Genomic DNA, 2822 nt, shown 5'->3' with positions numbered 1-2822 from the left:
GCCACCGACCTGCTCGACCAGGGCTGGTTCTGCCCCGGCTTGGCGCAGCCGGACGGCGGCGGCTCGTTCGCGCTGGGCTTCCGCGGCGGGATCATGGTCGACGCGACCGGCCGCCGCTACGCCAACGAATGCCTCCCCTACGACCGGTTCGGGCGCGCCATGGCCGCCGCTGCCGAACGCATCCCGTCGTGGTTCGTGTTCGACTCCCGCGAAGGCGGCGGCCTTCCCGCGATCGCCATGCCGGAGGGCGACCCGGAGGAGCACGTGCGGGCCGGAATCCGGTTCCGCGCGGACACGATCGCCGAACTCGCCGCGGACATCGGCGTCCCCGCGCAGGCCTTGACCGGCACCGTCGAGCGCTTCAACGAGTTCGCCGCCGCCGGTGCGGACGCGGACTTCCACCGCGGCGAGGACGAATACGACGCGTTCTTCGCGGGCGGCGAACCGCTGGTCGCGATCGACCAGCCGCCGTACTACGCGGCGAAGTTCGTGCTCTCGGACTTGGGAACCAAGGGTGGTCTGGTCACCGATGCGCGCGGCCGGGTGCTGCGCGGTGACGGCAGCGCGATCGGCGGTCTGTACGCGGCCGGGAACTCATCGGCCTCGATGACCGGGGCCGTCTATCCCGCGCCCGGCGTCCCGCTCGGCACGGCGATGGTGTTCGCGTCGCTGGCGGTCGCGGACATGGCGGAGTCTTGATCGGGCGGGTCCGCTGAGCGGTTCGGCCCGGCATTTCCAGAATGAAGTTCCCCGGAACCCATGATTCGGCAAGTTCGCCCTGGAAACATATTCGCCTTTTCGGCGGAACGCGCACCCCCGTGCGGCCCAATCCGCGGATTCCGATACATTGCGCGCTCATCCAGCGAGTTAGGACGCAACGTGGACGAGCCGCATCTGGACGATCCGGATCGTTGGGCGATGCTCGGGGTGCACTGGCACGGATCGGCCGAGATCAGACCCGAAACCTCTTCTGATCCTGCCGAGGAACCGGCCGGGAACCTGCCGGAGATCGAGCCGCGCTGCCTGCGCAGCCCCGATGAAGCCATCGACTGGGTGGATGAGCTGACCCGCACGTACGCGCATCGCTACGAGGTCCGGATCCCGTACGCCGACCCGCCGCACAACGTCGGCACGGTCGCGGACGAGGCGCATTTGGAACGAGATCGCGCGGCGGATGCGCCAGTGCTCCAGCGCGGCGACAGCCTCCGCCGCGATTTCGTGCTCGCGCACACCGAACCCGAACCGGGCTTACCGCGGCAGTTGACATACCGAGTCCACCTCCGGGTGGAAGCGGTGCTCGGACCGTGCAGGCAGACCAAGCACGAAGCGGAGGAGGCCGGTCAGCGCAAACCTCAGAGCTGGTGAAAGAAGCCCTGCACGTAAGGATCTTCGAGAGCACGCACCTCGGCCGGTGAACCCGCGGCGATGGTGCGGCCATCGCGCATGAAGACGATCCGATCGGCGGCTCCGGTCTCGATGAGCAGCGCGACGTCGTGGGTGATGGCCAGCACCGCAGCTCCGGAATCGGCGTAGGCGCGCAGATTGGCCCACACCTCGTAGGCGGTGCCGAGATCGAGGGACGAACTGGGCTCGTCCACGATGAGCAGATCGGGATCGGGCAGCAACGCCGCGGCCAGCGCGGCCCGCTGGATCTGCCCGCTGGAATGCTGATCCGGATGCAGATCGAGTGCCTCGGCCGGATAAAGCGCCGCCGCGCAGGCATCCTCGACGCTCCGGCCGCCATGCAGCCGTTGCCGCTCGCACAGTTGCGCGCCAACGGTTTTATCCGCCGCGAACGCCTCGACCCCGAATTGCGGCACCAGGCCAACGGTTCCGGCACGGAGCTTTCGCCACTGCTGCTCGTCCCGCACCGCCGTCCCGTTGATGCACACGTCCCCGGTACTGCGCGCGACCGCGGGGAGCAGACCCGTCAGCGCCGCGGCCACCATGGATTTGCCGCAGCCGGATTCGCCGAGCAGCGCGGTGATCCGGCCCGCGGGCACCACGAGGTGCACCGAGTCCAGGACCGTCTCGTTCCACCGGCCCGTGTCGACGTGCACGGTCAGATCGCTCAGCTCAGCGGTCCGCATCCGAATCCCTCCAGCGCTCGATCTTCAGCCGCGGCCGTCGAAGCGGCCGTGTCCGGCGGCACGGTGCTACTCCTTCGCGGGACTGGCGCGCGTCTGCCGGATGCTACTGAGCGAGCGCCCGGATTCCGAGCAGCCCAGCGCCTTCGCCCCGGCCCCGCGCAAGCTTTCGCTAGTCTCGCCGCATGGGCGATGACGAAGTGACGGCGCAGCGTCTAGAGCTGAAGCTGCCTTCGCCGTTGATCGAGATCGACGACCCGGTGCTGCGGGACCGCGGGGTTGCACTGCTGCTCAAACGGGACGACCTGATTCACCCCGAAGTGCCCGGGAACAAGTGGCGCAAGCTCAAGTACAACCTGCGAGCCATGGCGCAGACCGGCGCCTCGACGTTGCTCACCTTCGGCGGCGCGTACTCGAACCACATCCGGGCGACGGCGGCGGTCGCCCGGAAAACGGGTCTGAGATCGATCGGCGTGATCCGCGGAGAAGCGCACCGAGAGTTGAATTCCGCCTTGAGCTTCGCCGAGCGAAACGGAATGGTCCTCGACTACCTGGACCGAGCGACCTACCGGCAGAAGCACTCCGCAGAACTGCAGCGCGAACTTCGGCGGAAACACGGCGACTTCTACCTTCTCCCGGAAGGCGGCAGCAACCTCCACGCCATCCCGGGGTGCGCGGAGGCTGACCCACGCCCGGCTCATCCTCCAGCGGCCGCTCGCAACGGCGACCGCCGCT

Annotated in this window: 4 protein-coding genes; 3 read left to right on the top strand and 1 reads right to left on the bottom strand. The window is 68.6% G+C overall.

Going from position 1 to position 2822, the window contains the following annotated elements:
* Together IJH84_RS08415 and IJH84_RS08410 are read left to right on the top strand one after the other, a co-directional pair.
* Positions 1-699, top strand: a 699-nt coding sequence (locus IJH84_RS08415) for an FAD-binding protein (protein ID WP_295142359.1), incomplete at its 5' end; no start/stop codon positions are given.
* Positions 700-879: 180 nt separating this feature from the next.
* Complete coding sequence (locus tag IJH84_RS08410; RefSeq protein WP_295142356.1) at positions 880-1365, top strand: hypothetical protein; 486 nt, start codon at positions 880-882, stop codon at positions 1363-1365.
* On the opposite strand, the gene IJH84_RS08405 is transcribed toward IJH84_RS08410, so the two are convergent.
* A complete protein-coding gene (locus IJH84_RS08405) occupies positions 1353-2015 on the bottom strand; it encodes an ATP-binding cassette domain-containing protein (RefSeq protein WP_295142353.1) in 663 nt (220 codons plus the stop codon). The genes IJH84_RS08410 and IJH84_RS08405 overlap by 13 nt on opposite strands.
* A 257-nt stretch (positions 2016-2272) precedes the next feature.
* Between IJH84_RS08405 and IJH84_RS08400 the strand changes: the two genes are divergently transcribed.
* Positions 2273-2822, top strand: a 550-nt coding sequence (locus IJH84_RS08400) for a 1-aminocyclopropane-1-carboxylate deaminase/D-cysteine desulfhydrase (protein ID WP_367268990.1), incomplete at its 3' end; no start/stop codon positions are given.

The sequence above is a fragment of the Saccharopolyspora sp. genome, assembly GCF_017434145.1.
Lineage (GTDB): Bacteria > Actinomycetota > Actinomycetes > Mycobacteriales > Pseudonocardiaceae > Saccharopolyspora_C > Saccharopolyspora_C galaxeae.
The sequence above is the reverse complement of the archived record's forward strand: the minus strand, read 5'-3'. Positions and strand labels throughout refer to the sequence as shown.